24 protein-coding genes are annotated in these 26,657 nt (G+C 75.0%); 12 read left to right on the forward strand and 12 right to left on the reverse strand.

Annotated features, from left to right (window positions below):
- Nucleotides 1-43: 43 nt before the first annotated feature.
- Together NL142_RS10040 and NL142_RS10045 are read right to left on the reverse strand one after the other, a co-directional pair.
- On the reverse strand, nt 44-493 hold the full coding sequence (locus tag NL142_RS10040; protein ID WP_435079189.1) for a hypothetical protein: 450 nt from the start codon (nt 491-493) through the stop codon (nt 44-46).
- Nucleotides 490-1,224 (reverse strand): hypothetical protein, encoded by a 735-nt coding sequence (locus tag NL142_RS10045; protein ID WP_435079191.1) that lies wholly within the window; start codon nt 1,222-1,224, stop codon nt 490-492. The genes NL142_RS10040 and NL142_RS10045 overlap by 4 nt, the downstream gene beginning before the upstream one ends.
- 174 nt (nt 1,225-1,398) lie before the next feature.
- Between NL142_RS10045 and NL142_RS10050 the strand changes: the two genes are divergently transcribed.
- Together NL142_RS10050 and NL142_RS10055 are read left to right on the forward strand one after the other, a co-directional pair.
- Nucleotides 1,399-2,310 (forward strand): FAD binding domain-containing protein, encoded by a 912-nt coding sequence (locus tag NL142_RS10050; RefSeq protein WP_435079193.1) that lies wholly within the window; start codon nt 1,399-1,401, stop codon nt 2,308-2,310.
- Nucleotides 2,307-5,195: a molybdopterin-dependent oxidoreductase gene (locus tag NL142_RS10055; RefSeq protein ID WP_435079195.1), complete on the forward strand. Its 2,889-nt coding sequence runs from the start codon at nt 2,307-2,309 to the stop codon at nt 5,193-5,195. Before NL142_RS10050 ends, NL142_RS10055 begins: the two co-directional genes overlap by 4 nt.
- A 24-nt stretch (nt 5,196-5,219) precedes the next feature.
- Here NL142_RS10055 and NL142_RS10060 read toward each other — a convergent pair whose 3' ends face one another.
- Nucleotides 5,220-6,512 carry an APC family permease gene (locus NL142_RS10060; RefSeq protein WP_435079197.1) on the reverse strand — a complete coding sequence of 431 codons (1,293 nt, stop codon included), beginning with the start codon at nt 6,510-6,512 and terminating at the stop codon, nt 5,220-5,222.
- Nucleotides 6,509-7,615: an XdhC family protein gene (locus NL142_RS10065; protein WP_435079199.1), complete on the reverse strand. Its 1,107-nt coding sequence runs from the start codon at nt 7,613-7,615 to the stop codon at nt 6,509-6,511. The genes NL142_RS10060 and NL142_RS10065 overlap by 4 nt, the downstream gene beginning before the upstream one ends.
- Before the next feature lie 187 nt (nt 7,616-7,802).
- Between NL142_RS10065 and NL142_RS10070 the strand changes: the two genes are divergently transcribed.
- The 3 genes from NL142_RS10070 (at nt 7,803) to NL142_RS10080 (ending at nt 10,810) form a co-directional block, all read left to right on the forward strand.
- A complete protein-coding gene (locus NL142_RS10070) occupies nt 7,803-8,432 on the forward strand; it encodes a hypothetical protein (protein ID WP_435079201.1) in 630 nt (209 codons plus the stop codon).
- A gap of 49 nt (nt 8,433-8,481) precedes the next feature.
- Entirely contained in the window at nt 8,482-9,144 is a 663-nt protein-coding gene (locus NL142_RS10075; protein ID WP_435079203.1) for a hypothetical protein, read from the forward strand.
- Nucleotides 9,145-9,355: 211 nt separating this feature from the next.
- Nucleotides 9,356-10,810 (forward strand): amidohydrolase family protein, encoded by a 1,455-nt coding sequence (locus NL142_RS10080; RefSeq protein WP_435079205.1) that lies wholly within the window; start codon nt 9,356-9,358, stop codon nt 10,808-10,810.
- A 14-nt stretch (nt 10,811-10,824) separates the two neighbouring features.
- Here NL142_RS10080 and NL142_RS10085 read toward each other — a convergent pair whose 3' ends face one another.
- Both NL142_RS10085 and NL142_RS10090 read right to left on the reverse strand, forming a co-directional pair.
- A complete protein-coding gene (locus NL142_RS10085) occupies nt 10,825-11,685 on the reverse strand; it encodes a phosphatase PAP2 family protein (RefSeq protein ID WP_435079207.1) in 861 nt (286 codons plus the stop codon).
- 15 nt (nt 11,686-11,700) lie between these two features.
- Nucleotides 11,701-12,069, reverse strand: coding sequence for a hypothetical protein (locus NL142_RS10090; RefSeq protein ID WP_435079209.1), 369 nt, complete (start codon nt 12,067-12,069; stop codon nt 11,701-11,703).
- Between the two features lie 86 nt (nt 12,070-12,155).
- On the opposite strand from NL142_RS10090, the gene NL142_RS10095 reads away from it, so the two are divergent.
- Together NL142_RS10095 and NL142_RS10100 are read left to right on the forward strand one after the other, a co-directional pair.
- Nucleotides 12,156-12,779 carry a nucleotidyltransferase family protein gene (locus NL142_RS10095; RefSeq protein ID WP_435079211.1) on the forward strand — a complete coding sequence of 208 codons (624 nt, stop codon included), beginning with the start codon at nt 12,156-12,158 and terminating at the stop codon, nt 12,777-12,779.
- A gap of 548 nt (nt 12,780-13,327) precedes the next feature.
- On the forward strand, nt 13,328-14,248 hold the full coding sequence (locus NL142_RS10100; RefSeq protein WP_435079213.1) for an LCP family protein: 921 nt from the start codon (nt 13,328-13,330) through the stop codon (nt 14,246-14,248).
- Nucleotides 14,249-14,258: 10 nt separating this feature from the next.
- Here NL142_RS10100 and NL142_RS10105 read toward each other — a convergent pair whose 3' ends face one another.
- Complete coding sequence (locus NL142_RS10105) at nt 14,259-14,792, reverse strand: iron-sulfur cluster assembly scaffold protein (RefSeq protein ID WP_435079215.1); 534 nt, start codon at nt 14,790-14,792, stop codon at nt 14,259-14,261.
- Entirely contained in the window at nt 14,789-16,600 is a 1,812-nt protein-coding gene (locus NL142_RS10110; protein WP_435079217.1) for a gamma-glutamyltransferase family protein, read from the reverse strand. Before NL142_RS10110 ends, NL142_RS10105 begins: the two co-directional genes overlap by 4 nt.
- Nucleotides 16,601-16,700: 100 nt before the next feature.
- On the opposite strand from NL142_RS10110, the gene NL142_RS10115 reads away from it, so the two are divergent.
- The 5 genes from NL142_RS10115 (at nt 16,701) to NL142_RS10135 (ending at nt 21,344) form a co-directional block, all read left to right on the forward strand.
- Nucleotides 16,701-18,140 carry an MFS transporter gene (locus tag NL142_RS10115; RefSeq protein ID WP_435079219.1) on the forward strand — a complete coding sequence of 480 codons (1,440 nt, stop codon included), beginning with the start codon at nt 16,701-16,703 and terminating at the stop codon, nt 18,138-18,140.
- 104 nt (nt 18,141-18,244) lie between these two features.
- Entirely contained in the window at nt 18,245-19,273 is a 1,029-nt protein-coding gene (locus NL142_RS10120; protein ID WP_435081593.1) for an LLM class flavin-dependent oxidoreductase, read from the forward strand.
- Between the two features lie 114 nt (nt 19,274-19,387).
- Nucleotides 19,388-20,203, forward strand: coding sequence for an SGNH/GDSL hydrolase family protein (locus NL142_RS10125; RefSeq protein WP_194682335.1), 816 nt, complete (start codon nt 19,388-19,390; stop codon nt 20,201-20,203).
- Nucleotides 20,200-20,892: an NAD(P)H-hydrate epimerase gene (locus tag NL142_RS10130; RefSeq protein ID WP_435079221.1), complete on the forward strand. Its 693-nt coding sequence runs from the start codon at nt 20,200-20,202 to the stop codon at nt 20,890-20,892. The genes NL142_RS10125 and NL142_RS10130 overlap by 4 nt, the downstream gene beginning before the upstream one ends.
- A gap of 155 nt (nt 20,893-21,047) precedes the next feature.
- Entirely contained in the window at nt 21,048-21,344 is a 297-nt protein-coding gene (locus NL142_RS10135; RefSeq protein ID WP_435079223.1) for a hypothetical protein, read from the forward strand.
- A 92-nt stretch (nt 21,345-21,436) separates the two neighbouring features.
- Here NL142_RS10135 and NL142_RS10140 read toward each other — a convergent pair whose 3' ends face one another.
- From NL142_RS10140 to NL142_RS10155, 4 genes are all read right to left on the reverse strand, one after another.
- A complete protein-coding gene (locus NL142_RS10140; protein ID WP_435079225.1) occupies nt 21,437-22,465 on the reverse strand; it encodes an NADPH:quinone reductase in 1,029 nt (342 codons plus the stop codon).
- Between the two features lie 41 nt (nt 22,466-22,506).
- Complete coding sequence (locus NL142_RS10145; RefSeq protein ID WP_435079227.1) at nt 22,507-24,072, reverse strand: amidohydrolase; 1,566 nt, start codon at nt 24,070-24,072, stop codon at nt 22,507-22,509.
- Nucleotides 24,069-24,737 carry an FMN-binding negative transcriptional regulator gene (locus tag NL142_RS10150; RefSeq protein WP_435079229.1) on the reverse strand — a complete coding sequence of 223 codons (669 nt, stop codon included), beginning with the start codon at nt 24,735-24,737 and terminating at the stop codon, nt 24,069-24,071. The genes NL142_RS10145 and NL142_RS10150 overlap by 4 nt, the downstream gene beginning before the upstream one ends.
- A 114-nt stretch (nt 24,738-24,851) precedes the next feature.
- Nucleotides 24,852-26,567 (reverse strand): AMP-binding protein, encoded by a 1,716-nt coding sequence (locus NL142_RS10155; protein ID WP_435079231.1) that lies wholly within the window; start codon nt 26,565-26,567, stop codon nt 24,852-24,854.
- Between the last annotated feature and the right edge of the window lie 90 nt (nt 26,568-26,657).

Raw genomic sequence — 26,657 nt, forward strand, 5'->3', positions numbered from 1 at the left:
ACCGAGCGCGGGTGCGCGCCCCCGGTCGGGGGCTCTCGGCGGATCAGGCGCGGTCGGCCGGGCCCAGCGCGGAGCGCACCGCGCCCGTCGCGTCGCGCCCGAGCCGCGCGTGCAGGAGGAGCACGAGGGCAGTGCCGGAGAGCACGCCGTCGAGGAGCCCCGCGGGCAGCAGGAACACCATCAGGACGAGCGTGACTACGCACATGACGCAGGCGAGCGCGAGGCCCCAGAGCCGGTCCCGCCAGAGGCCGACGGCCGCGGTGATGCGGAGGGCGGCGAAGATCCCGCTCATCGCCATCATCGGGTAGAGGTTCTCGCGCAGGTAGGGCAGCGCGAAGACCTCGGCGTGGTCCGTGATGGCGGCCTGCGGGATCCCGAGCGCGAGCAGGACGACGAGCCCCACGGCGACCAGGCCCTCCATGAGCACGCCCTGCACGAGGAGCAGCACGGCGGCGGCCCGGAGCTCGCGGCGCGCGCGGCGCGGCGGCGTCATCCCTCGGCCTCGCCCTCGGGTTCGGCGGCGGGGAGGGCGTCGACCTCCCAGACGACGGGCGCCGCGAGGAACGGGTGGGTCGCGGGATCCGGCGTCTCGAGGACGGTGCGCGGGACGTCGTGCCAGCGCAGCTCGGCGAGCTCCTGGCCTTTCGGCACGGCGTAGACGACGCACTCGAGGTGCTCCTCGGCGGCGTGGCCGTCGTCCGGGCGGAGGACGGGCATCTCGTAGGGGCACTCCGCGGAGGCGCTGACGCCGCCGACCTCACGCTGGATGATGTCGACCTCGGTGCCGTCGGCGAGGAAGGGGCGGAGGACCGGACCGTTCGCGGGGCCGCGCTCGCCCTCGAGCCAGCGCGTCTGGACGAACGCGAAGAACGGGATCCGGTCGGCGAAGCGCGCGCCGTCCTCGAAGCCGGACCAGTAGGAGGGCCGGCCCTCGGCGACGCCCAGCACGGAGGTGGCGACGACGGGACCGGCGGCCCCGTCCGCGTCCGCGCTCGCGAGGGCGACGACCTCGCCCGCGGCGACGCGCTGGTCAGGGACCGCGGTGGGCGCCTCGGGTGGCAGGGCGACGGCGTCGAACGGCGGGGCGGGCGGGCCGTCGGGGGCGGAGGCGCAGCCGGCGAGGAGCAGGGACGCGGCGAGCGCGGATCCGGTCGCGGCGAGCGCGGCGTGTCCGGGCGATCGACGGCGGGGACGGGCGGCGCTGGCGGTGATGCGGATTCTCATGGTCTCCCCGGGTCTCGACCCGAGCGTGGCAGCGCGTCCCGACGGCGGCAACTCGGGGGCGCGCCGGCGGGGGCGGGGCCGGGCGGATGCGAGGATCGCTGTCACACCCCACGCACGCCCGCGCTCCCCCGGAGGACCCGCGGCCGTCGACCGGGACGCCCTCAGAGGAGACCCATGGACCAGCCCACCGTCCGCTCCGTAGTGCCCGCCCGGACGCGCGGCGACCTCGCCGCCCTGGGGCCGAGCGTGGCGGCGCTCGCGGGCGGATCCGGCATCTTCGCCGAGCCCCACCCGCACCTCACCGGTCTCGTCGACCTGCACGCGCTCGGCTGGGAGTCGCTCATCGTCACGGTCGACGGGCTCGAGATCGCCGCGACGTGCACCATCGCGGAGGTCGCCGGGATCCCGCCGCGGGACGGCTGGGCGGCGCACCCGCTGTTCCTGCAGGCGTGCACGGCGCTGTTCGGGTCGACGAAGATCTGGCGGGTCGCGACCGTGGGCGGGAACGTCTGCTCTGCGCTGCCCGCGGGGCCGATGACGGCGCTCGCCTCCGCGCTCGACGCCGAGGCGCTCATCTGGCGGGCCGCAACCGTCGACGAACCGGCCCACGACGAGCGGATGCCGGTGGCGGAGCTCGTGACCGGCGACCGGACCACCGCGCTCCGCCCGGGCGACGTGCTCCGCTCGATCCACGTGCCGGCGGCCTCGCTGCGCGCCCGGACGGCGTTCCGCAAGATCGCGCTGTCGCCCATCGGGAGGTCCGGCTCCGTCGTGATCGGGCGGCTCGACGAGGGCGGCGCGTTCACGCTCACCGTCACCGGCGCCACGCTCCGGCCCGAGCTGCTGCGCTACCCGACGCTGCCGGCCGCCGCGGCGCTCGCGGACGACGTGACGGCGATCGGATCCTGGTTCACCGACGCGCACGGAGCCGCCGACTGGCGCCGGGCGGTGAGCGCGCTGCTCGCGGAGGAGATCCGCGCGGAGCTGGCGGGCGATGCGGCAGGCTCCGGCGACGGGCCGGCATCCGGCGAGCGCGGCACGCCGCCCGGCGCCGCCGCCACGACGACGGCAGGAGCACGCCCGTGAGCATGACCGTGGACGGCCGCGAGATCCCGGGAGAGCCGGCGCCCGGCCAGAGCCTGCGCACCTGGCTGCGCGCGCACGAGGTGTTCAGCGTGAAGAAGGGCTGCGACTCCGGGGACTGCGGGGCGTGCTCCGTTCTCCTCGACGGCGAGGCCGTGCACTCGTGCATCCTGCCGGCGTTCCGGGCGGCGGGCCGCGAGGTCACGACCGCGGCGGGGCTCGGGACCCCGGGTGACCTGCATCCGGTGCAGGAGCGGTTCGTGGATGCGGCCGGGTTCCAGTGCGGGTTCTGCACGCCCGGCATGGTCGTGACGGCGGCGTCGCTCGGAGATGACGACCTCGACGACCTGCCGCGGCTGATGAAGAGCAGCCTCTGCCGGTGCACCGGGTACCGGGCGATCGACGAGGCGATCCGCGGGGAGCACGGCGGCGCGGACCACGCGCACGCCGAGGGCTGCGGCGGCGGGCGGCCGGAGGGTCTCGGGCCGGTGCGGGCGACGGGATCCGCTCCCGCCGCGACCGCCGACGCCCGGACCGCGGAGCGCGACGACGTCCGCGCCGCCGAGCGCGCCCAGACCGGCCGCGTCGGCACGTCGCTGCACGCCCCCGCGAGCGAGCGCGTCGTCAGCGGCCTCGAGCCGTACACGCTCGACGTGGCGATCCCCGGCCTGCTGCACGCGAGCCTGGTGCGGAGCCCGCACCCGCACGCTCGCATCCGCTCCATCGACACGTCGGAGGCGCTCGCGCTGCCGGGCGTGCACGCGGTGCTCACCCACCACGACTCCCCCGCCACGCTCTACTCCTCCGCCCGCCACGAGGACCGCTTCGACGACCCCGACGACAGCCGCGTCTTCGACGACGTCGTGCGATTCCGCGGGCAGCGCGTGGCCGCGGTGATCGCCGACGACATCGGGATCGCCGAGGCCGCCGTGCGGCTGGTGAAGGTCGACTACGAGGTCCTGCCCGCCGTCTTCGACCCCGAGGACGCCAGGCGGCCGGGCGCTCCGCTCGTGCACGGCGACAAGGATCCCGCCGTCTCGCGCCTCGCCGACCCGCAGCGCAACGTCGTCGCGGAGATGCACGGCGAGCACGGCGACGTGGCGGCCGGGCTCGCCCGCGCCGACGAGGTCGTCTCGGGCACGTGGTCCACGCACCGGGTCGCGCACGCGCACCTCGAGACGCACGCGACCATCGGCTGGATGGAGGAGGGCCGCCTGGTCCTCCGCACCAGCTCGCAGGTCCCGTTCCTCGTGCAGCGCGAGATCTGCCGGCTGTTCGAGCTCACGCCGGATCAGGTGCGCGTCTTCACGGCGCGCGTCGGCGGCGGGTTCGGCGGCAAGCAGGAGATCCTCACCGAGGACGTCGTCACCCTCGCCGTGCTCGCGACCGGGCGCCCGGTGCAGCTGGAGTTCACCCGGTCGGACGAGTTCACGCTCTCCCCCGCGCGGCACCCGATGCGCGTCGGCGTCACGGCCGGCGCGACCGCCGACGGCGTGCTCACGGCGCTCGCGGTCGACGTGCTCAGCGACACGGGCGCGTACGGCAACCACGGGCCCGGCGTCATGTTCCACGGCTGCAACGAGTCGATCGCGCTCTACCGCTCGCCGGCCAAGCGCGTGGACGCGCAGAGCGTCTACACGAACAACCTGCCGTCGGGCGCGTTCCGCGGCTACGGCCTCGGGCAGGTGATCTTCGCGATCGAGTCCGCGCTCGACGAGCTGGCGCGGCGGCTCGGCATCTCGGGCTTCGAGATCCGGCGGCGGAACGCGGTCGTGCCGGGCGACCCGCTGATCATCACGCACGCCGAGGGCCCGGACCTCGGCTTCGGCGGCAGCTACGGGCTCGACCAGTGCCTCGACCTCGCCGAGCGGGCGCTGCGCGATGGCGGCGGGGATCCGGTGCCGGCCGGGGACCGCTGGCTCGTGGGCGAGGGCATGGCCGCCGCGATGATCGCCACGATGCCGCCCAGGGGGCACTTCGCCGACGTGACCGTGGCGCTGGCGGCGGACGGGATCGTGACGGTGTCCGTCGGCACGGCCGAGTTCGGCAACGGGACGACCACGGTGCACGCGCAGCTGGCCGCGACCGCGCTGGGGACGACGCCCGACCGGATCCGCATCCGCCAGTCCGACACCGACGTCACCCGCTACGACACGGGCGCGTTCGGGTCCGCGGGGACCGTCGTCGCGGGCAAGGCCGTGCACGGGGCCGCGACCGCGCTCGCCGACCTGCTGCGGGAGGCGGCCGCCGCCCGCACGGGGATCGCCGCCGACGCGTTCGCGCTCACGCCGGACGCGCTGGTCGCCGACGGCGTCGCGGTCCCGGTCGCCGAGCTGGTCGGGCCCGACGGCCTGTCCGCCCAGGCGCACGAGGACGGCGCGCTGCGCTCCCTCGCGTTCAACGTGCACGCGTTCCGGGTGGCCGTGGATCCCGCGACCGGCGAGGTCCGCATCCTCCGCTCCGTGCAGGCCGTCGACGCCGGCACCGTGCTGAACCCCGCGCAGCTGCGCGGCCAGGTCGAGGGCGGGACGGCGCAGGCGCTCGGCACGGCCATGTTCGAGGAGGTCGTGCACGACGGCGAGGGGCGGATCCTCACGGACGTGCTGCGGAACTACCACATCCCCCAGCTCGCCGACCTGCCCGTGACCGAGGTGCTCTTCGCCCGCACGCACGACGACAACGGGCCGCACGGCGCGAAGTCGATGAGCGAGGCGCCCTACAACCCGGTCGCACCGGCGCTCGCGAACGCGGTGCGCGACGCGATCGGGATCCGCCCGCACGACCTGCCGATGTCGCGCGACCGCGTGTGGCGGCTCCTGCACGGCGGCGGCCCGCAGCCGCGGTTCGACAGCCCGACGACGCTCGGGGAGCGCGGGACGCGGGAATAGCCGCGGGGACGTCGGTCGCGGCGATCAGCGCGTGGCGGCGGCCCGGCGCCGACGGGCGAGCACGACCGCGCGCCCGACGACCCCGACCAGCAGCACGCCGGCTCCCACGGCGATGGACGCTCCCGGCAGCGTCGCCACGAGCACCAGGCAGCCCACGACGCCCAGCACCTGGAGCGCCCGCGGGTACCGCCGGTCCGCGCGCTCCTGCGTGAACGCGGCCGCGTTGGCGACCACGTAGTACAGCAGCACGCCGAAGGACGAGAAGCCGACGACGCCGCGGAGATCCACCGTGAGCACCAGCGCCACGACCACCACGGCCACCGCGATCTCGGCCCGCTGCGGCACCCGGTACCGCGGGTGCACGACCGCGAGCGCGCGCGGCAGGTCGCCCTCGCGCGCCATCGCGAGCGACGTGCGCCCGATCCCGGCGAGGAGCGCGAGCAGCGCGCCGAGGCACGCGGCCGCGGCACCGACGCCGACGACCGGCACCGCCCACCCCCAGCCCGCGTAACGCACGACGTCGGCGAGCGGCGCGGTCGATCCCCCGAGCCGCGCCTCCCCCAGCACCCCGAGGAGCGTCACGGCCACGAGCGCGTAGACGACGAGCGCGCCGCCGAGCGCCAGGAGGATGGCGCGCGGGATGATGCGCGCCGGATCCCGCACCTCCTCCCCCATGGTCGCGATGCGCGCGTAGCCCGCGAACGCGAAGAACAGCAGCCCGGCCGACTGGAGCACGCCATACGGCGTCGTGTCGACGACTCCCGCGACCGGGCCCGCGGCGGCGGTCGGTCCGCCTGCGAAGAGACCGGCGACCAGCACGAGCGCGATCACCGCGAGGACCACCGTGATGATCACGCGCGCGAGCCGGGCCGTGCGGGTCACGCCGAGGCAGCCGACCACCGCGAGGGCGACGACGGCGAGCGCCGCGACCGGCCGCTGCCATGCGGCGGGCACCGCGTACGCGGCGAACGTGAGGGCCATGGCCGCGCAGCTCGCGGTCTTGCCGATGACGAACGACCAGCCCGCGAGGAAGCCCGGCCACTCCCCGAGGCGCTCGCGGCCGTACAGGTACGAGCCGCCGGACGACGGGTAGCGGGCCGCGAGCTGGGCGGACGCCGTGGCGTTGCAGAACGCGACGACCGCCGCGATCGCGAGGCCGAGGAGCAGGCCACCGCCGGCCGCGCGGGCGGCGGCGGGCATGACGGCGAAGATCCCGGCGCCGATCATCGCACCGAGACCGAGGACGGTGGCGTCGAGGAGGCCGAGGCGGCGGGCGAGGCCGGGCTGGGCGGGGGCGGCGGACGCGGCGGCGGTCACGTGCGCTCGCGGTGGATGGGCCCGGTGGTCATGGTGAGCGGCGCGCCCGCGGATCCAGCCCGCGCGGCGAGCACCTCCGCGAGGATCGACACCGCCGTCTCCTCGGGCGTGGACGCGCCGATGTCGAGGCCGATGGGCGAGCGCAGGCGCGCGAGCTCGGCCTCCGTCAGGCCCTCCTCGACGAGCAGCGCCCTCCGGCGCACGTCGGTGGCGCGGGATCCCATCGCCCCGACGAACGCGACCGGCAGGCGGAGCGCGGCGACCAGCAGCGGCACGTCGAAGCGGTCGTCGTGGGTGAGCACGCAGATCACGGTGCGGGCGTCGACCTCGGTGCGCGCGAGGTACTCGTCGGGCCACTCGGCGACCACCTCGTGCGCGGACGGGAAGCGCGCGCGGGTAGCGAAGGCCGGACGTGCGTCGCACACCGTGACCCGGTAGCCGAGCAGCGCGGCGGCGTCGGCGAGGGCGGCGGAGAAGTCGACGGCGCCGAAGACGAGCAGGCGGGGCGGCGGCGCGGCCACGAGGTGCAGCACGCGCAGGGGCCCGTCGGCGCAGTCGACCTCCGTGGTGCCCGAGCGGCCGGCGGCGAGGCGGGCGGCGAGCTCGGCGCGGATCCGGCGGGCGGGGTCGGCGCCGACGGCCGCGTCGGCCTCGGGGTCGGGGGCCCCGGCGATCCACGCGCCGACGGCCGGCCCATCCAGCACGAGCGCGAGCGACGCGGCGCGGCCGGCGCGCGCGTCTTCCAGCGCGGCGCGCACCGCGGCCGGGATCGGAGACCGCGCGTCGCCCGCGGGGGCGACCTCGACCACGACCACGCCGATCCGCCCGCCGCACGTCAGGCCGACCTGGAACGCGTCGTCGTCGCTGACCCCGAAGGACGTGAGCGCGGGCGCCCCGTCCTCGAGCACGCCGTGGGCCACCTCGACGACGGCGCCCTCGACGCAGCCGCCGGATATGGATCCGATGACGCGACCGGCGTCGTCGACGGCCATCGCGGTGCCGGCGGTGCGCGGGGCGCTGCCGAGCACGTCCGTGACGCACGCGACGGCGAGGCGGCGGCCGTCGGCGAGGGCGTCGAGCACCTCGGCGGCGATCTCGAGCACGGCACCTCCGGGACGGGAGCGCCGACGGGCGGGCGCGGAGCGGGACGGGGAGGGCGGCGGCCCGACGGATCGGGATGCTACCGCCCGCGTCAAGCCTCGCACGGCCCCTGCGTAGGGTGGGACGCGGATGCCGGGGGGATCCTCCCCCGGGGTCGCGCGACCATCCGACGCCGTCCGAGGGGGACCCATGGCATCGACCGCACCCGACCGCCCGCAACCCCTGTTCCGGCGGATCCGCCGCGCCTGGGCCGACGCGCCCGCGGTCGTGCAGGTGCTCGCCGTCGCCGCGGTCTACTTCGGCTTCCTGACCCTCATCGACTTCGCCGGGTGGAACGAGGTCGGCTTCGCGCTGCTCCTCCGTGCCGGCCTCGCGCTCGTGTTCGGCGCGCTGATGATCGGCTCGCGACGCATCCGGGGCCGACGCTGGGCCCGCACCCCCAGCTGGGTCGAGGTGTCTGAGGCCGCCGAGGACGGCGAGCTCCCGGCGGGCGCGGACCTCGGCGCCTGGGTCGCGGCACTGGAGCGCCGCCGCTCGGAGATCCGGCAGGAGGCGTGGATCGTCCCGATCGGTCTCGTCGTCGTAGTGGCCCTGACGTTCCTCAACGGGGCGAACGGTGACCGGGCCATCGCCGGACTGGTGTTCCTGGCGGTCTTCGTGACCTGGGGGATGTCGAACATCGTCTCGCGCGGTCGTCGCCGCGACGCCGTCGACGCCCTGCTCATCTCGCTGCAGGAGTCGGCACGGGTCGACGAGGAGCGGCACGCCAGCTGGGCGCCGCCCGCCCCCGACGACCGGATTCCCCCGGCTGCTGGATGATGTGCAGCACGCGCGACGATCCGGCGCCCGACCGATCCGGGGAGCGAGCATGACGTCGACGAACGGCACCGCGCCTCCGACGCACGGTCGATGGCGGCGCGCCCGGCGCCGGCTCGCCGAGGCGCCCGCGATCGTGCCCGCGATGGGCGTCGCCGTGGCCTACACCGCGGTCATGACCTACGCGCGAGTCGGGTTCGGCCGCGAGCCGGACGTGGGCCTGCTCCTCGGGACGCTCACGGTCGGCGCGGTCGCCGGCCTCATCATCACGGTCGTCCTCTCCATGCGGCGCCGCGGTACGCCATCGCGAATGCGCTGGGTCGACGTGTCCGAAGCGATCGACGACGGACGCCTGCCCGCCGACGCCGAGGAGGACGCGGACTCCTGGCGGTTCCTCCTGCTCCGCCGCCGCGAGGTGCACGACCAGCTCGGCGGACCGTGGGCGGTGCTCGTCGCGGCCGTTCTCCTCGTCGGCACGATCGCGCTCGGTGTGCTGGGCGGTCCGCCGTACGCCTGGACGCTGCCGGCGGTCGTCGCCGCGATGGTCGCGGGCATGGCCGTGGTCCGCCGACGCCGGGTCGCGGAGATCGACGTGCTCCTGCAGCCGCTGCTCGACCAGGATCGCGCCCCCGACGCACCGGCCGCTGCGGGCGCGAGCGACGCCGACTCGGGCTCGGCCTCGGCCACCGGGCCCGGACGACGCCCGCCGACCTGACCTGACCGAGAAGGGTCACCGCTTCCTGAGCGCCGCCGTCGGGCGCGGCGTGTCGGAGCGCGCGCCCCGTCCCGAGGTCGACGATCGACCGGGTTCCCGATCCCGCGCGACGCGACGCCGCGCCGCCGCAGGATCCGGCCCTCCGCGTGGTGCCCTCGGGCGCCCGCCGTCCAGCACCGCCGCGCACCAGCCGAGCGAACGGATCCCCCGCATGAGCGAACCCCGGACCACCGACCACACCGCATCGCCCACGACGGACTCCCGCCGCGCCGTCCACCGCGGCCACGTCCTCCACATCAAGGGGTCCCCGCGCGTGGAGGACGCCCGCCGCCACCTCGTCTCCGTGCCCGACGGCGCGCTCGCGGTCGACGACGCCGGCCGCATCGCCTGGCTCGGCCCGTTCCGCGAGCTGCCCGCCGCCTTCGCGGACGCGCCCGTTCACGGCGACGCCTCCGACTTCCTGATCCCCGGCTTCGTCGACGCGCACGTGCACTTCCCGCAGACCTACACGACGAGCGCGCACGGCGGCGGCCAGCTCCTCGAGTGGCTCGACTCGTGCGTGTTCCCGTCCGAGGCGCGCCTCGAGGACGAGGGGTTCGCGCGCATGATCGCGGCGGACTTCACGCGCCGCCGCATCATGGCGGGCACGACGAGCGCGCTGGTGTTCGGATCCGCGTTCCCGCATGCCCAGGACGCCCTGTTCGAGGCCTCCCGCGACGCGGGGCTCCGGCTGGTGAGCGGCCGCGGGATCCAGACGGTCGGCTCCGGCCCCGCGACCCCGCTCCTCACCTCGGAGGAGGACGCGATCGCGCTGTCCTGCGCGGAGATCGACCGCTGGCACGCCGTCGACACGGGCGACGCGACGACGGCCACGCTCCAGGTCGCGATCGTGCCCCGCTTCAGCCTCTCGGTGACGCCGACGACGCTCCGCGGCCTCGGCGAGCTGTACGACGTGGCGCGCGGCGAGGGCGTCCACTTCCACTCGCACCTCAACGAGAACGACCGGCCGGGCACGGGCGAGATAGCCGCCGTCCGCGAGGTCTTCGGCACCGAGACCTACCTCGACACCTACGACGGGCTCTTCCTGCCCGGGTCCGAGCGGGGCGGATCGAGCCTCCTCGGCCGCCGCAGCGTGTTCGCCCACGCGGTGCACTGCCAGGACTCCGAGCTGGCGCGGCTCGCCGAGACGGGCAGCAGCATCGCGCACTGCCCGACGTCGCAGCAGTTCCTCGGGTCGGGCACCATGCCGTGGCGGCGCACGGTCGCGTCGGGCGTGAACGTGGCGATCGGATCCGACGTGGGCGCCGGCGACGAGTGGCTCGTCTCCCGCGTGCTCAACGACGCGTTCAAAGTGCACCTCTCCGAGCCGGGCGACGCGGGCGTGGAGATCGACGCGGCCGAGCTCCTCTTCACCGGGACGCTCGCCGGCGCCCGCGCGCTCGACATGGAGGACCGCTACGGGAACCTCGACGTCGGCAAGGACGCCGACTTCCTGACCATCACGCCGGACCTCTGGGAGCCGCTCGCCCTCACGCTCGCCCACGGGATCCGGGCGGACGACGACGCGCGCGCCACCGACCAGATCCTGTTCACCCTGCTGATGGGGCTCCGCGAGCCCGCCATCTCGGGCGTGCACGTGCAGGGCCGGCGGGTGTCGGCGGGCTGACGTCGCCCGCCAGTTCAGGTGTCCTCCCGGGCGTCCCGCTCGCGCCCCTCCACCAGCCGCAGCCGCACGCGATGCGCCACGACCAGGAGCGCCAGCCACGCGAGCGCCAGCAGCCAGCCCGCGATCACGTCCGTGAGCCAGTGATGGCCGAGGTAGACGCGGCTGAGGCTCACGGAGGCGGCGAACGCGATCGCGACGACATAGGTGAGCACGCGCGTCGCCCGCCGCATCTGCCGGAGCACCAGCAGGTACGCGACGATCCCGGCGACCACGCTCGCGTTGAGGGTGTGGCCGGACGGGAACGACGGCGACGTCTCGTAGGGCGGCACGGCGTCGGCGCGCGGCGGGCGGTCGCGGCCGACGAGCTCCTTGCCGACCTCGGTCATGAGCAGGGATCCGGCGCCCGCGGTGAGCCCGAGCACCACCGGCACCCACTGGCGCCGACGGATCGCGAGGGCGACGATCATCGCGACGCCCACGATCGGCACGGCGTAGACGCCCGCGACCTCGGTGAAGGCGGTGACGGCGGTGTCGAGCCACGGCGTGCGGACGTCCATCGCCAGGTGCAGCGCGGGCTCGTCGAGGAGCGCGACGCTGTCGTCGTCGACGACCGCGACGTAGAGGCCCGCGAACAGGCTCGACGCGGCGGTGATGACGAGGAGGCCCAGGATCAGGAACGCGGCGAAGGTCCCGGTCGGGCCGACGCGGGTGGCGACGCCCGTCGCCGCGCGGGCGACGCGGCCGGGAGGTCGGGTGCGATCAGGGCGGCGGCGCGGCGGCAGGCGGTCGCCGGTGGAGGCGATCCCGTCGGGCAGCGGGCGGTCGGACGCGGTCGCTGATCCGGCTTCGGGCGCGGCGGCGCGACGGTCGTGCACGGGGGGCGCGCCGGATCAGCCGTGGACCAGGGCGGAGGACGGCACGCGGTCGCGACGGCGGACGGCGGACGCGATGAGGCCGGCCGTGCCCGCGATGAGCCCGATGACGAACGTCGCGACGGCGCCGATGACGCCCATGAGCACGATCCCGAAGGCGCCGGCGCCCACGTCGGGCTGCCCGACGACGTCCCGCGTCGCCCACGCGGCGAGCACGGCGAGACCCAGGGCCAGGACGAGCGCGACGATCGTGGTCCCGACGAGGTACCAGCCCCAGCCGGCGCCGCGGGCCTTCGCGACGACGAGCACGACGGCGACGACGATCACGAGCACCGGCACGCCGAGCGTCAGGGTGAGGGCGAGCGCGAACGCGGTGTCGGGATCCATGGATCGAGCGTAGGCCGGGCGGCCGGGCACGGCGAGAGGCGGTGAGAGGCGGTGAGAGGCGGCGAGAGCGCTCCTACCATGGGCGGATGGCGGGATCACGGGACGCGGACGACGACGGGCGCTCGACGAAGCGGATCGCGGGCGTCGTGCTCGCCGCCGGCGCGGGCACCCGGTTCGGCGGCCCCAAGGCGCTCGCGACGCATCCCGACGGCACGCCGTGGGTCGCGACCGCGATCCGCGCGCTCGCCGACGCCGGCTGCTCCCCCGTGCTCGTCGTGCTCGGCGCTTCCGCCGACGAGGCGGCGACGCTGCTCCTCACGCTCCCCGAGGCCGCTCGCGCGGTAGTCGTCCGCGCCGACGACTGGGCCGACGGCATGTCCGCCTCCCTGCGCGCGGCGCTCCGGGCCGCCGCGACCGTGGATCCGCAGCCCGTCGCCCTCGCCGTCGTCCCGGTCGATGTGCCCGACCTCGACGCCGTCACGGTCCGCCGCGTGCTCGACGCCGCTCCCGTCGACCCGTCCACCCTGCGCCAGGCCGTCTTCCTCGGGCTCCCGGGACACCCCGCACTGATCGGACGCGCCCACTGGGCGCCGCTCGCCGCAGAGGTGCGCGGTGACGCGGGCGCCCGCGGCTACCTCGCCTCGCACGACGCCCAGCTCGTCGAGGCCGCCGACCTCAGCGCGGGCGCGGACGTCGACGCTCGCACCTGACGCAGGGACGGATGCGCCGGGGCAGCGCCGACCGCCCTCGGCGCTCCGTGTGGATCCGCTCGCGGTGACGCCGCCGCGCAGTACGGTGACCCCCCGCGTCCGGGATTCCCCTTCCGCCGTCCGCGCTCCGCGATGCGCGGATCCCGCGCCGCACGCGATCCGGCACCGCACCGACCGAGCACAGGAGCGACCTTGCCCTTCGATGACGACGACGAGCCAGAGCTCACCGGAGAGCGGGGATCCGGTACTGCACGATCCCCGCAGGCCGGCATCGCGCGACACGGACGACTGCGCCGGCCAGGTCCCGCTCGACCGGTCATCCGCTTCCTGGTCGCGATCGTGGCCGTAGCCGCCATCAGCGCCGGATCGATCGCGGCCATCGCGGCGTGGGACCTCAGCCGCACCGTCTCCGCGAACTCCGTGGACATCTCGGACGGCGCCGCTCTCCCCCCCCGAACCTCGGCGGGCTCGACGGCGGCGCCGACATCCTCCTCGTCGGCAGCGACAGCCGCGAGGGACAAGGGGACGGGTTCGGTGATCCGAAGGTCGTGGGGACGGGTCGACTCAACGACGCGACCGTCCTGGTGCACATCAGCGCGGATCACACGCGGGCGACCGCCATCTCGTTCCCCCGCGACATGCTCGTCGACATCCCGTCGTGCAAGAGCGAGGACGGCGGGTCGGACGTCCCAGGAGCGACCCACGTGATGCTGAACACCGCGCTCAGCCGCGGCGGGCTGGGCTGCGTCGTCCGCACCATCAAGAGCATCACGGGGATCGACATCCCCTACGCCGGCGTCGTGCAGTTCAAGGGCGTCGAAGCGGTGTCCGACGCCGTGGGCGGAGTCCCCGTGTGCCTGGCCAAGCCCATCAAGGACAAGTACACGAGCCTCGACCTGCCGGCCGGCATCAACGTCATCCAGGGCCACGAGGCCGCCGAGTTCCTACGAACCCGCCATGGCGTCGGCGATGCGAGCGACATCGATCGCATCAGCAACCAGCAGGTGTTCCTCGGAGCCCTCGTCCGCGCGGTGACGAGCAGCGGCACCTTGACGAACCCGGCGAAGGTCTACGAGATCGCCCGCGCGGTCGTGGAGAACATGAGCCTGTCGACCTCCATGGACAACCCGGCGGCCATCGCCTCGATCGCCCTCACCGTCAAGGACATCCCCGCCGACCGCTTCAGCTTCGTGCAGTACCCGAGCGTCCGACGCGACGACGGTCGCGTCGACCCGGACACCCAGGCCGGGAAGGAGCTCATCGGCGTCGTGTCCTCCGACTCCGACTTCAGCCTCGCACCCGGCTCCATCGGCGGCGGTGTGCAAGCTCCCCCGTCGACCCCCGCGCCGTCGGCGTCGCCCGGTTCCGCGGATGCCGGCGGCACGAGCGCGACCGCCGATCCCGGCACGGTCCTGCCGAAGGACGTGACGGGTCAGACCGCGGCCGAGGAGACGTGCGCGCACGGCTGACGGATCCGGGTCAGCGCGCCAGCGCCTCCTCGAGCGCGTGCCAGGCGAGCAGCGCGCACGTGCCGCGGAGCGGGTAGCGGCCGGAGTCGGCGAGGGCGAGCGCGTCGCCGAGCCGGTCCTCCGCGCCGGGCCGCAGCTCGTGGGAGCGGATCAGCGCGCGCAGCTCGACGACGAGCGTCGACGCCTCCGCGGCCGTGCGCCCCTCCAGGAGCTCGGCGAGCATGGACGCGGACGCCTGCGAGACCGTGCAGCCCCGACCGTGCCAGCGGACGGCGATGCGCGCGGCGGGATCCACGGCCGCGGCCGCGTCGACGGGAGGGTGCGCGGGATCCGACGCGAGCACCCGCAGGTCCACCACGTCGCCGCAGGTCGCGTTCCGCTGCTCGGACGCGCCGAGCACGATGCCGACCGCGGGCGTCGCGGCGTCCGGCTCCGCGACGAAGCGGCCGGGCGCCGAGGCCGCCCGGAGCGCCGCGTCGCTGCCCACGCGGCGCCGCGCGTGATCCGCGATGAGCGCCGACGCGATCTGCCGATCCAGCGTCATCGCCCGACCGCGTACCCCTGCGCCCCGCGCGGGTTGGCCGCCGCTCCCAGCAGGCCGGTGGCGGGATCCCGCGTCACGGCGGAGAGCCGCCCCAGCGTCCAATCCCCCACGACCTCCACCTCGTGCCCGCGGGCCCGCAGGTCGGCGATCACGTCGTCACCGACGCGACCCTCGACCACGAGGCCGCCGGGCGTCCAGGTGCGCGGCCAGAAGGACCCGGGGACGCTCGTCGTGTGGAACGTCGGTGCGTCCACGGCCTGCTGCGGCGAGAACCCGCCGACGATCGTGCGCAGCAGGTACGGCAGCTGCCACTGGTCCTGCTGGTCGCCGCCGGGCGAGCCGAGCGCCTCGACGGGCTCGCCGTCGCGCGTGATCAGCGTGGGCGTGAGCGTCGTGCGCGGCCGGCGCCCCGGCACGAGCGACGACGGGCCGCCGGGCTCGAGCCACGTCATCTGCAGGCGCGTGCCGAGGCAGAAGCCGAGCGACGGGATGAACGGCGACGACTGGAGCCAGCCGCCGGAGGGCGTGGCGGAGATCATGTTGCCCCACCGGTCGACGATGTCGAGGTGGCAGGTGTCGCCGCGGGTCTCGCCCGTGCGGGAGAGCGTGGGCTCCCCCGTGCCGCCGGCGGACGCGGGCGCGTCGCCCTCGACCACGAGCGGCGGGAGGAACGGCTCCACGCCGTCGATGCGCCCGGGACGCAGTTCGTGCGACGCCTCGTCCGTGATGAGCGCACGCCGCGCGGCCGCGTACTCCGGGCTGAGCAGCACGTCGAGGGGCGCGCCGCCCGGCACGGCGTCGCCGTAGTACGCCTCGCGGTCGGCCAGCGCGAGCTTCTGCGCCTCGATGATGCGGTGGATCCCGGCGGGCGTCGCGGGGTCGATCTCGTCGTCCGTGTACCCGTCGAGGATCATGAGCGCCTGCAGCAGCGCCGGGCCCTGGCCCCACGCGTCGGTCTTCCAGATGCGCAAGCCCCGGAACCCGATCGACACCGCGTCCTCCCACGACGCGCGCGAGCCGGCGAGGTCCTCTGCGGTGATCAGCCCCGCGTGGTCGGCGCCCGTGGAGTGCCGGTGCGGATCCCGCACGCTCGCGACCATCTCCTGCGCGACGAAGCCCTCGGCCCAGACGGTGCGCACGGCCTCGATCCGCTGCGACCGCGTCGCCTCCGGTCCGGCTGCGGTCGACGCCTCGGCGAGGATCCGCTCCATCGCCGCCGCCCACGCCGGGTTCCGCACGAGCGAGCCCGCGACGGGCGCCTCCCCGTCCGGCATCCAGAACGCGGCCGACGCCGACCAGTGCTCTCGGAACAGGTCGGCCACGCCCGCGATGGTGCGGCGCACGCTCTCGAGCACGGGATGCCCGTCCCGCGCGTACCCGATGGCGAACGCCCACACGTCGGCGAGCTCCCATGTGCCGTGGTCGCGCAGCAGCAGCAGCCAGGCGTCGACGGCGGCGGGGACGGCCGCGGCGAGGGCGCCCGCGCCGGGCACGCGGTCGAGGCCCTCGGCGCGGAAGCGCTCGGGCGTCGCGGCGGCGGGCGCGGATCCCTGCCCCATGAGCAGCCTCGGCGCCTCCTCCCCCGCGACGTGCACGACGGCCGTCATGTCTCCGCCCGGCCCGTTGAGGTGCGGCTCGACCACGTGCAGCACGAACGCGGCGGCCACAGCTGCGTCGAACGCGTTGCCGCCGCGCTCGAGCACGGCCTGCCCGGTGCCGGACGCGAGCCAGTGCGTGGAGGCGCTCATGCCGAACGTGCCGCGGAGCGTGGGTCGGGTGGTGAATGCGTCGGGCGAGCGGAACGTCACAGATGGTCCTTCCGGTGGGGATCCCAGTCGACCACATCGATCGCGCGTCGCGGGAATGCCGTCGACCTCCCGGCCGTTCACCGTTCGACCCGGGAGGCTCATGACTGACACCACTGGCGTCGGATTCCGATCCGAGCGCGGACCCATCCTCATCGCCCTGATGATGACGACGGGCCTCGTGGCCATCGACTCGACCATCCTCGCCACAGCGGTGCCGTCCATCGTGGACGACCTCGGCGGCTTCGCGTCGTTCCCGTGGCTGTTCTCCATCTACCTGCTCGCGCAGGCGGTCTCGGTGCCGCTCTACGCGAAGCTCAGCGACACCGTGGGGCGGAAGCCGATCATCCTCATCGGCATCGGCCTGTTCCTCGTGGGATCCGTGCTGTGCGGGTTCGCGTGGAGCATGCCCGCGCTCATCGCGGCCCGCGCGATCCAGGGCCTCGGCGCCGGCGCGGTGGCGCCCATGGCGATCACGATCGCGGGCGACATCTACACGGTCGCCGAGCGCGCGAAGACGCAGGGCTACCTCGCGAGCGTGTGGGCCGTCTCGAGCGTCGTCGGCCCGACGCTCGGCGGCGTGTTCTCCGAGTTCACGACCTGGCGCTGGATCTTCTTCGTCAACGTGCCGCTGTGCCTCCTCGCCGGCTGGATGATCGTCCGCCGCTTCCACGAGTCCATCGAGCGGAAGCGCCACCGCGTCGACTACGCGGGCGCCGCGCTCCTCACGGTCGGCCTCAGCCTCCTGATCCTCGCGGTGCTCGAGGGCGGCCAGGCGTGGGCGTGGGACTCCGTGCCGAGCATCGGCGCGTTCGCGGTCGGCGCCGTGCTGATCGTCGCGTTCCTGCTCGTGGAGCGCCGCGCGGCCGAGCCCGTGCTCCCGCTCTGGGTGTTCTCGCGGCGCCTGCTCCTCACGACCACGCTGGTCTCGCTCGGCGTCGGCGCGATCCTCATCGGCCTCACCTCGTACGTGCCCACCTACCTCGAGGGGTCGCTGCGCGTCACGCCGCTCGTCTCCGGCCTCGCGCTCGCGGCGCTCACGATCGGCTGGCCGATCTCGGCGTCGCTCTCCGGCCGCCTGTACCTCCGCATCGGCTTCCGCCGCACGGTGCTGATCGGCATGGCGCTCACGATCGTCGGCACCGGATCCATCGCGGCGCTCGCCGGCACGCCCACGCTCGCCGGGATCGCGGCCGGCTGCTTCGTGGTCGGCCTCGGGCTCGGCCTCGTCGCGACGCCCAGCCTCATCGGCGCGCAGTCGAGCGTCGGCTGGGGCGAGCGCGGCGTCGTCACGGGCGCGAACCTCTTCGCGCGCTCGATCGGCAGCGCGGTGGGCGTCGCCGTCTTCGGCGCGATCGCCAACGCGATCTTCGCCGCGTCGGCCGGCGGGCAGAGGGATCCGGACGCCGTGATCGCCGCGTCCGGTGCCGTGTTCCTCGCGGTCGGCATGTGCGCGCTGGCGACGGTCGTCGCGGGCCTGCTGATGCCGGAGTCACGCGTCGAGGACACGGAGATCGCGCGCGCCGAGCCCGTCGCCGACTGACCCGCCGCGCCGCGCGCGCGATTCGCGGGAATGCGGACCCCGCCCCTACAGTTGACCTGAATGCATACGTTCGCATGGATCAAGGATCAGGGAAGCAGGGCAGCATGGCGCAGGAGATCGAGCTCGGACTGGACACGTTCGGCGACGTCACGGTCGGACCGGACGGCCGTGAGCTGCCCTACGCCGAGGTGATCCGCAACGTCGTCGCCGAGGGCGTGCTGGCCGACCAGGTCGGCATCGACTTCATCGGCCTCGGCGAGCACCACCGCGACGACTACGCGATCTCCTCCCCCGAGGTCGCCCTCGCCGCCATCGCCGCGCAGACCTCCCGCATCCGCCTCGGATCCGCCGTCACGGTCCTCAGCTCGGACGACCCGGTGCGCGTCTTCCAGCGCTTCGCGACCCTCGACGCCGTCTCGGACGGCCGCGCGGAGGTCATCCTCGGCCGCGGCTCGTTCACCGAGTCGTTCCCCCTGTTCGGCTACGAGCTGAGCGACTACGAGCGCCTCTTCGAGGAGAAGCTCGGCCTCTTCGCCGAGCTCGTCAAGGAGACGCCCGTCACCTGGAGCGGCTCGACGCGCGCCGGCCTCACCGAGCACGACGTGTTCCCCAAGACCGCGAACGGGATAAAGACCTGGGTGGGCGTCGGCGGCAGCCCCGAGTCGGTCGTGCGCGCCGCGCGCCACGGGTTCCCGCTCATGCTCGCGATCATCGGCGGCGAGCCGCACCGCTTCGCGCCCTACGCCGACCTGTTCGCGCGCGCCCTCGACCAGCTCGAGCAGCCGCGGCTGCCCGTCGGGATCCACTCGCCCGGGTACGTCGGCGAGACCGACGCAGAGGCACGCGAGGCCTTCTTCCCCGACTACCAGGTGATGCACGCCCGCATCGGCAAGGACCGCGGTTGGCCGCCCCTCGCCCGCGCCTCCTACGAGCAGGAGATCGAGCACGGCTCTCTGTACGTCGGATCCCCGGAGACCGTCGCCCGCAAGATCGCCGCGACGCTGAAGGCCGTGGGCGCCACGCGCTTCGACCTGAAGTACAGCGCCGGCCCGTTCTCGCACGAGCGGATGATGGGCGGGATCGAGCGCTACGGCACGATCGTGGCGCCCATGGTCCGCGACATCCTGGCCTGATCCGCCCTCCCGGCACCCCCTCATCCGCCGTCGCGGTGGAGGGGGTGCCCGTGCGCGGGATATCCTGCGATCGTCCCCATTCCGGGGGCGTCGCGACGGACAGGACGGGCTGCGATGACCGGCGCACCGCCCTCCGACGCCGAACCGGGTCGCGATGACGCCGCGGACCCGTCCGACGCGTGGGCCGTCGAGCCCGCAGCGGGCTCGCGGGCCCTCTCCGCCGGGCCGCTCGCGTCGCTCCGCTCGGCCACGATCGGGCGGCTCCAGTACCGCGTGCTCTACCGCGAGATGCGTCGCGCCACCTTCCCCCGCGACTCCCCCACGGGCTCGCTCCCGGGTCCGGATCCCTTCGGCCTCGCCGTCGTGGGTGAGGGCACCGCAGTCGGCTACCAGACCGTGTCGCACGACCTGGGCGTCGCCGGGCAGGTCGCGCACAAGCTCGCCGCGCGCACCGGCCGCGGCGTCTTCTGGTCCGTGCAGGCGTTCCCCGACTTCACCGCTCGCTCCTGGCGCGCGGGCCTCGACGCGTTCCCCGCCTGGGCGAGCACCGACGTGGCCGTCCTCGCCCTGGGCATCGGCGACGCCATCCGCTACACCCCGACGCCGCTCTGGGAGTCGCTGCTCGACGCGTGCATCACGGGCATGCAGGCGCGCATGCCCGAGGGCGCGCTCGTGCTCGTGACGGAGGTGCCGCCGCTCGAGATCTCGCCCGTCACGCCCCCGCTCATCGCCGGTCCTGTCGGACGCCACGCCGAGGCCCTGAACCACAGCACCCGCCGGGTCGTCGCGCGCCACGACCGGGCCGACAGCGTCCCCTTCCCGGCCTGGCGGATCCCCGAGTTCACCGCGCCGAACCCCGAGGACACCCTGTACGGCCGCGTCTACCGCGCGTGGGCCGAGCTGCTGGTGGAGCGGATCGCGCCCTCGTGACCGATCCCGGCTCGATCGCGGACGGATACGCGGCCGCGGCCATCCGCGCCGCCGAGGCGCCGCTGCTCGCGGCCGGGGCGCAGCTCATGCGCGTCGCCGCCGCCGGTCTCGCGCGCGTCTGCCGCGCCGAGGCGCCCGACGGTCCCGTGCTCGTGCTGGTCGGCGCCGGGAACAACGGCGGCGACGCGCTGCTGGCCGCGGCCGAGCTCGCGCGCGAGGGCCGCGAGGTGGGCGTCATCCGGACGGCCGGGCGCATCCACGAGGCCGGCGCCGCACAGGCCGTCGCGGCCGGGGTGCCCGTCACCTCCGCGGACGAGCTGGACGACGCGACCCTCGCGGACATCGCGCGCTCGTCGGTGCTCGTCGTGGACGGGATCCTCGGCATCGGCACCACCGACAGCCCGGCTCTCCGCGGCGAGGGCCGCCGGGTCGTCGCCGCGCTGCTGCCCGTCGTGACCGCGGAGGGCGGTCCCGCCGTGATCGCGTGCGACATCCCGAGCGGCGTCGGCTGCGACGATGGCCAGGTGCCGGATCCCACCGTGCTGCCCGCCGACGTCACGGTCACGTTCGGCGCGGGCAAGCCCGGCCTGATGCAGGGCCCCGGCCGTGCGCTCGCGGGCCGCGTGGAGCTGGTCGACGTCGGGCTCGACCTCTCGGATGCGACGCCGCTGGTGCGCGCCGCGCGCTGACGACGCGCCCGGGCGGGCTCTTGTCCCCGATAGCGCCGACTTCACTCGACGCTCCCCCTGCGGAAGAGTCGAGGCAGGCCATCCGGCCCGTCGAAGGGGGACGACAACATGCACGGTCACGCCAGGAAGCACCGCACCACGGGTGGAGGGGCCGCATGACCGGCCCGCTCGCCCTCGCCATCGCCAACGCCGCCGTCATGGCGGTCGTCGCCCTCGCGGGGGCACGCACCCCGCGGTGGCTCCGCGGATCGTCGTGGTTGCTGCTCGCCGTCTCGCTCGGGGTGCTCGCGCTGCACCTCCTCGGTGACGCATGGGACATCCCGACGAACCTGCTCGCCATCACGTTCCTGATCTCCACCTGCCTCAACGCGAGCGCCCTCGCGCCGCTCGTGATGCAGCGTCTGCTCAGCCGACCGCCGCGCTCGGGGCGCCGGGTGGCGGGCACCGAGTAGCCCGCGACCGCCGCAGCCGGGCTGCGGCGGGCAGACGGATGGCCGCATCGCCCGAGGGCGGTGCGGCCATCCGTCGTCCGGGGCCCGTCGGATCAGGCGGGCGTCACGTCGATCAGCACCTTGCCGGTCACGCCGTCCTCGACGGACTGGTGGGCGTCGGCCGTGCGCTCCAGCGGGAAGCGCGTGATCGGGAGGCCCGCGTCCTCGCCGACCGGCAGCGCGCCGTCGATGAGCGCCAGGTGGATGTCCGCGCGCGCGGTGTCGAGCGCCTCCTGGCCCACCGTGTACAGCAGCAGGAACTGGTAGCGCAGGTTCTTCACGAAGCTGTCGACCACGGGCAGCGTGACGGTGTCGCCGCCGTTGTTCGCGTAGACCGCGACCGAGGCGCGGTTCTTGGCGACCGCCTGGTTGAGCTGGGCGTTCTGCGCGGGGGCGACCTCGACGATCAGGTCGACGCCGTCCGGTGCGATCGACTGGATCTCCGCGGCCGCGTCGCCCGCCTTGTAGTCGACGACGTGGTGGGCGCCGGCGGCAGTCGCGAGGGCGGCCTTCTCGGGCGAGCTGACCGTGGTGATCACGGTCGCGCCTGCCCAGCGCGCGAGCTGGATGGCCGCGTGGCCGACCGCTCCGGCGCCGCCCGCGACGAGCACGTGCTTCCCACCGAGGGCGCCGGGCGCGAGGCGCGAAGGGCCGTCCTCGGAGACGGTGAGCGCGCGGTGGGCGGTGACCGCGGGGACGCCGAGGCTCGCGCCGAGGTCGAAGGACAGGCCGTCGGGCAGCGGCGCGACGCGGTCGACGGGCAGGACCGTCTTCTCCTGCGCGGTGCCGGTGGGGCGGCCATGGGCGGCCAGCATGATCCAGACCCGGTCGCCGACGGCGAGGTCGGTCACGCCGGAGCCGACGGCGTCGATGACGCCCGAGCCGTCCTGGTTCGGGACGACCTCGGGGAACGGCAGCTCCTGGCCGGGCGCTCCGCCGTCGCGGGACTTCCAGTCGGTGGGGTTCACGCCCGAGACGACGACGCGGACGCGCACCTCGCCGGGGCCGGGGGCGGCCTCGTCTCGGTCGACGGGCTGCAGGACGTCGGGGGCACCCGTGCGGGTGTAGGCGATGGCTCTCATGACGGGTCCAACGCCCGGCACCCGCGCGGTGTTCCTGCGGGTCAGCCCCCGAGCGTGTCGTGCGTGAACCGGCCGCCGAGCAGGGTGGCGGACACGCGCATCGCGCGGAGGTCGTCGGCGGAGGTGGAGGCGGCGAGCGGATCCCGCTCCACGACGGCGAGGTCGGCCCGCTCCCCCGCGGCCACGCGCGTGCGGACGGACGCGTCGAGCGCGGCCGCCCGGTCGATGGCCTGCTCGGGGTGCCAGGGCTCCCGGCCGTCGCGCGACCGGCCGACGGCGGCGCTCATCGTGGCCCACGGATCCAGCGGCGCGACCGGCGCGTCGGAGCCGAGCACGAGGCGGGTGCCCGCGGCGCGGAGGTCGGCGAGGGCGAAGGCGCGGGCCGTGCGCCCGGCCCAGTAGACGTCGGCGATGTCGCGGTCGTCCATCGCGTGCTCGGGCTGGACGCTCGCGACCACGCCGAGCGCGGCGAACCGCGCGACGTCCTCGTGCGTCAGCAGCTGGGCGTGCTCGATGGATCCGGCGAGCCCCTCGGCGTCGCGGTGCGCGCCCCCGAGCACCCGGTCGAGGTGCGCGAACGCGTCGAGCGCGAGCCGGTTCGCGTGGTCGCCGATCGCGTGGATCGCGGGCCGCAGCCCCTGCCGCGCGGCGCGCACCATGAGCTCCCGCAGCTCCTCCGGCGGGACGGAGAGCTGGCCGCACGCGCCGCCGTGTGCGTCGCCGCCCTGGCCGTCGAGGTCGGGGTACGGGTCGAAGCAGTACGCGGTGCGGGTGTTGAGGGATCCGTCGGTGACGACCTTCGCGGGTCCCACGCGCACGAGCCCGCCGGTGCCCGCGAGCACGTCGCCCGTGCGGAGCCCCTCGTCGCGCGCCCGGTCGAGGTCCTGCGGCCAGACGCCGGCCTCCACGCGGAGCGCGTCGTGGCCGAGCGCGGCGAGGCGGCGCCAGCGAGCCGCATTCCAGTCGATCTCGAGGTCGACGACGCCGACCACGCCGCGGCGGGCGGCCTCGCGGGCGACCTGCACGGCCTGCGCGTCGAGCGACGACGCGTCGCCCTCCTCCACGCGGTACATGAAGTCGAAGCAGTCGTCCTCGCGCAGGAGGCCGGTGGGGTGATCTCCGTAGCCATGCGGCGCGAGCGCGGCCGAGCTCGCCCAGCAGCAGTGCAGGTCGCCGCTGACGAGCAGCACGGGGGTGTCGCCCGCGACGGCGTCGAGCAGGTCCTTCGTGGGGAGGTCGGGCCAGAGGCCGTCGCGGAAGCCGTAGCCGACGAGCGACTCGGGGGCGCCCGCACGCGTGACCGGTCCGGATCCGGTGGATGCGGTGCGGGCCGCGAGCGCGTCGCGGACGAGGCCGACGGCCTCCGCCGCGGAGGAGGCCCGGGAGAGGTCGAGGCGGCGCGACACCTTGGTCCACTGGGTGAAGTGCACGTGGTTGTCCCAGAGGCCGGGGATGACGAACCGGCCGTCGAGCGCGCGGGTCTCGAGACCGGTCGCGTCCGCGGATCCGGCGGGGCCCACGGACGCGATGACCCCGTCGCGGACGAGCACGTCGACGGGCGCGTCGGATCCGGGCAGGCGTCCGCCCGCGAGGAGCAGGGCGCTCACGCGTCGATCCCGGCGGATCCGCCCGCGGTCAGGTCCCTGGCGCGGCGCATCTCCGCGGCGAGCGCCGGGTGCGGGTACTCCACCCCGTGCTCGAGCTCGTGCAGCACGCGCTCGACCACGTGCGCCGGCTTGTCCTGGCTGAGCTTCGCCTTCGCGACGAACCGCGTGGCGACGAGCCGGAGGCCCACGGTGCCGGCGCTGATGCGGGCGGCGTAGGCGGCGTCCTCGAGCGTGCCGTCCATGCGGCGCGGCTCGGGCATGCGGTCCTCGAAGTGGTCCACCAGCTGGCCGAGCACCCGCAGGTTCTCCTCGGCCGAGAGGATCTCGACGCGGCAGGTGAGGTGCGCGGACACGTGGTTCCAGGTGGGCACGGCCGGGTCGGCGTCGTACCAGCCGGGCGACACGTAGCCGTGCGGGCCCTGGACGATGACGAGCACCTCGCCGTCGGCGCCGTCGCGCTGGCCGAGTTCGTGGATCCGCTCGTCGGGGCGGCCGACGTGGGTGAGGAGCGTGAGGTCGTCGCGCGCGGGATCCAGCAGCACCGGGTAGTGCGAGGCGACGAGGCCGGCGCCCGTGCCGCTGACGATCGTGGCCCACGGGTTCTCGTCCACGAGGCGGCGGATCTCGGCGACGTCCTCGAGCGCGTACGACGGGTTCTCCCTCACCGGGCGGCCCGCCGCGGCTCGAGGGCGGGCGGGAAGGCGAGGGGCATGACGGGATGCTACCGGCCGCCGGACGCCGCTCCCGTCACCGCGCGGACGACCCGCCCCGGCCGCGCGTCAGCGCGCCCGCAGCCCCGGGAACTGGTCGTCTCGCCACTCCCCGTCGAGCCGCTCGCCGGCGTCGGATGCGGCCACCTCGCGCTGCCGCAGCTCGACCCGGCGGATCTTCCCCGACGCGGTCTTCGGCAGCTCGCCGAACTCCACGCGGCGCACGCGCATGAAGGCCGGGCACCGCTCGCGCGCGTGCTTCAGCACGGCGAGCGCCGTCTCCTCGTCGGGCTCCCACCCGGCCGCGAGGTGCACGTAGGCCTTCGCGACGTTGAGCCGCACGGCGTCCGGCGCGCCCACGACGGCGGCCTCCGCGACCGCCGGGTGCTCGATGAGCACGCTCTCGACCTCGAACGGCGAGATCTTGTAGTCGGAGGACTTGAAGATGTCGTCGGTGCGGCCGATGAAGGTGATGGTGCCGTCGGCGTCGCGGCGGGCGACGTCGCCCGTGTGGAAGTACCCGTCGCGCATCGACTCGGCCGTGCGGGCGTCGTCTCCGAGGTAGCCGGCCATGAGGTTCACGGGCCGGGTGGTGAGGTCGAGGCAGATCTCGCCCTCGTCGGCGGGCTGCCCGGTCACGGGATCCACCAGCACGAGGTCGACGCCGGGGAGCGCCGTGCCCATGGAGCCGGGGACCACGGCGTCACCGGGTGCGTTGGCGACGATGGCGGTGGTCTCGGTCTGGCCGTAGCCGTCGCGGATGGTGAGCCCCCACCACTCCTCGATGCGCGCGATGACCTCGGGGTTGAGCGGCTCGCCCGCGGACATGATCTCCCGCAGCCTCCCCGGCCGCTCGCGGATCCCGGCCTGGATGAGCATCCGCCACACGGTCGGCGGCGCGCAGAACGTCGTGACCTCGGCCCGGTCGAGCTGCTCCACGAGCGCGTGCGCGTCGAAGCGCGCGTAGTCGTGCACGAAGACGGTGGCCTCCGCGATCCACGGCGCGAAGAAGCAGCTCCACGCGTGCTTGCCCCAGCCGGGCGAGCTGATGGCGAGGTGCACGTCGCCGGGCCGCAGCCCCAGCCAGTAGGCGGTCGTGAGGTGCCCGACCGGGTACGAGACGTGCGTGTGGACCACCATCTTCGGCTTGCTCGTGGTGCCGGACGTGAAGTAGACGAGCGCGGGATCCGTGGACGCGACCTCGATGCCCACCCGGTCGGCGGGCGCGTCGTCGGCGTCGCGGTAGTCGGTCCACCCGGCGGGCACGGGCGCGTCCCCGGTGGCGCCGATCGCGATGCGCGCGTACTCCCCCGGGACGTCGTCGAAGACGGCCGTGTGCGCGAGGTCGGCGATGACGTGGCGCACGCCCGCGCGCTCGACGCGGTCGGCGAGGTCGGCGGATCCGAGCACGGTGGAGGTGGGCAGGATCACGGCGCCCGCCTTCATGATCGCGAGCATCGTCTCCCACAGCTCCACCCGGTTGCCGAGCATGAGCATGACGTGGTCGCCCTTTCGCACCCCGAGCCCCACGAGCCACGTCGCGACGCGGTCGGAGCGCGTGGCCATCTCGTCGAACGAGAGGCTGCGCTCGGATCCGTCGCCCGCGACCACGCGCAGCGCCACCCGGTCGTTCCCGCGCGCGATCCGGTCGAACCAGTCGACCGCCCAGTTGAAGGAGTCCCCGACATCGGGCCACTCGAACCGCGCGACGGCGGCTGTCCGGTCGGTGCGCATCTCCTGGAGGAGGTCGCGTGCGGCGCGGTAGGAGGAGTTGGCTTCGGTCATGGGTCCATCCTGCCGCCCGCGCCCGGGTGTCGGCGGCCGGGGATCCGCAGGACCGCTCCGGATCGCCGACGACTCCGAAGCAATCCAGTA

The organism is Clavibacter quasicaliforniensis (assembly GCF_051201715.1).
In the GTDB taxonomy this organism is placed as follows: domain Bacteria; phylum Actinomycetota; class Actinomycetes; order Actinomycetales; family Microbacteriaceae; genus Clavibacter; species Clavibacter seminis.

Bases quoted from the DNA above. Each gene is read 5' to 3' on its own strand.
- NL142_RS10040 (WP_435079189.1), bottom strand. From the start codon at position 493: ATGACGCCGCCGCGCCGCGCGCGCCGCGAGCTCCGGGCCGCCGCCGTG.
- NL142_RS10045 (WP_435079191.1), bottom strand. From the start codon at position 1,224: ATGAGAATCCGCATCACCGCCAGCGCCGCCCGTCCCCGCCGTCGATCG.
- NL142_RS10050 (WP_435079193.1), top strand. From the start codon at position 1,399: ATGGACCAGCCCACCGTCCGCTCCGTAGTGCCCGCCCGGACGCGCGGC.
- NL142_RS10070 (WP_435079201.1), top strand. From the start codon at position 7,803: ATGGCATCGACCGCACCCGACCGCCCGCAACCCCTGTTCCGGCGGATC.
- NL142_RS10075 (WP_435079203.1), top strand. From the start codon at position 8,482: ATGACGTCGACGAACGGCACCGCGCCTCCGACGCACGGTCGATGGCGG.
- NL142_RS10080 (WP_435079205.1), top strand. From the start codon at position 9,356: ATGAGCGAACCCCGGACCACCGACCACACCGCATCGCCCACGACGGAC.
- NL142_RS10090 (WP_435079209.1), bottom strand. From the start codon at position 12,069: ATGGATCCCGACACCGCGTTCGCGCTCGCCCTCACCCTGACGCTCGGC.
- NL142_RS10095 (WP_435079211.1), top strand. From the start codon at position 12,156: ATGGCGGGATCACGGGACGCGGACGACGACGGGCGCTCGACGAAGCGG.
- NL142_RS10105 (WP_435079215.1), bottom strand. From the start codon at position 14,792: ATGACGCTGGATCGGCAGATCGCGTCGGCGCTCATCGCGGATCACGCG.
- NL142_RS10115 (WP_435079219.1), top strand. From the start codon at position 16,701: ATGACTGACACCACTGGCGTCGGATTCCGATCCGAGCGCGGACCCATC.
- NL142_RS10120 (WP_435081593.1), top strand. From the start codon at position 18,245: ATGGCGCAGGAGATCGAGCTCGGACTGGACACGTTCGGCGACGTCACG.
- NL142_RS10125 (WP_194682335.1), top strand. From the start codon at position 19,388: ATGACCGGCGCACCGCCCTCCGACGCCGAACCGGGTCGCGATGACGCC.
- NL142_RS10135 (WP_435079223.1), top strand. From the start codon at position 21,048: ATGACCGGCCCGCTCGCCCTCGCCATCGCCAACGCCGCCGTCATGGCG.
- NL142_RS10140 (WP_435079225.1), bottom strand. From the start codon at position 22,465: ATGAGAGCCATCGCCTACACCCGCACGGGTGCCCCCGACGTCCTGCAG.
- NL142_RS10155 (WP_435079231.1), bottom strand. From the start codon at position 26,567: ATGACCGAAGCCAACTCCTCCTACCGCGCCGCACGCGACCTCCTCCAG.